Genomic DNA, 1,466 nt, shown 5'->3' with positions numbered 1-1,466 from the left:
GGCATGAGTTTCCTGAGTCAACCTCTATGCGGCGATCGGCTGTTTTTCGGTGTCGTGTCGGTCGGGGTTGTAGGCGTTTCTGGTGCGCCAACAGGCCCAGATGATGCGCAGCCAGGCTCGGCCGAGGGTGCGCAGGGCGTGTGGGTGGCGTTGGCCGCGTGCGCGTGCCTCGGCGTAGCGCCCAGCGGCCCACCGATCGCCGCGGCGGCTGTTGTCCAGCCAGGTGTGCAGGGCTTGGCGGGCGCGGCGGTTGGTGGCGTGTCGGAACGCGACGGTGTGCGATTTGCCCGACGCGCGGGTGACTGGTGCGATGCCGGTCTCGGCGGCGAGCTGGTCGAAGCTGGTGACGCGCTCGAGGATCGGGCCGACCTCGCCGATGATCTGAGCCAGGTTCAGCACTCCGATGCGCGGCAGATCCGCCAGCAGATTGGCGTAGGGGTGCGCGGCGACCGTGTCGCCGATCGAGGTGTCGAGAGCCTCGATTCCGGCTTGCAGTGCGCGGACAAGGGTGACCTGGGCGCGGATGAGTTGCGTGAGGATCGGTTCGCCGAGCCGGCTGGCCGAGGTCGGCGCGGCGCGCAGCCGGTCCAGCAGCTCGGTGCCGCTGCGGCGGCCGCTGTAGCCGCGGCGTTTGCAGAACGCCTCGATCCGGGCTGCGGTGAGCCTGGCGGCGGTCCGCGCAGTCGGATAACGGTCGAGGAAATCGAGTGCGATCGTCGAATTCAATTGCGTGAAAATGGTTTTCCCGCCAGGCCAATGTGCGTCGAGGAGGGCAGCAAGCTGGTTGACCGCGGCGACGCGCAACGCGAGCTGGTCCTCGCGCTGGCGGGTCAGTGCCTGCAGTTCCAGGGTTTCCCGCAGGGTGGGCGCCAGTGCGGGCAAGCGGTGGATATCGGTGCGGGCGTAGTCGGCCAGTTTGAACGAATCGCCGGGGTCGTTCTTGGCTCTGGCCGCACCCCAGCGAGGACGTGCCGCGTGGAAAGCATTGGGGTGCACCGGGATCACCGGATGCCCAGCAGCGAGCAGCCGGTCCACGACCAGGCCGCGGGTGGTCTCGATCGTCACCGGCAACTCGCCAGGATCACCGTGGCAGGCCAGCTTGGCCAGCACGCGCGCGATGCCGGCCTCGGTATGTGGGACCGCCCATCGGTCCAGTCGGCCACCGGCGGTATCGATCACGGTCACATCGTGCGCGGTGTTTCCCCAGTCCCAGCCGACGAACAACGTCGGTCTCCTTCGAGGTCGATTCGGCACCTCTGCGGAATCGAGGGCCACTGCCGGAAGCTCACTAATCGGCCCTCGAACGGGCATGTTCCTGACGCCGGTCTGCGGCCCTCGGCCCGGCAGAGCTGGCGGAACTCATGCTGGCCATCGAATGGCTCGCCCTACAGGCCATGCACCCGCCGGGACCGAGAGGTCACAACCCTAACCGATAGGGCTGCAGAAAGGATGGTGCCCTAGTGAGC

General features: G+C 67.9%; 1 protein-coding gene. It reads right to left on the bottom strand.

What is annotated here, in order from left to right:
* Positions 1–24 precede the first annotated feature (24 nt).
* On the bottom strand, positions 25–1,224 hold the full coding sequence (locus ON40_RS34490) for an IS110 family RNA-guided transposase (protein ID WP_051194004.1): 1,200 nt from the start codon (positions 1,222–1,224) through the stop codon (positions 25–27).
* Between the last annotated feature and the right edge of the window lie 242 nt (positions 1,225–1,466).

The organism is Nocardia jiangxiensis NBRC 101359 (assembly GCF_000308615.1).
In the GTDB taxonomy this organism is placed as follows: Bacteria; Actinomycetota; Actinomycetes; order Mycobacteriales; family Mycobacteriaceae; genus Nocardia; species Nocardia jiangxiensis.
This window is presented reverse-complemented; position numbering and strand designations above follow the sequence as displayed.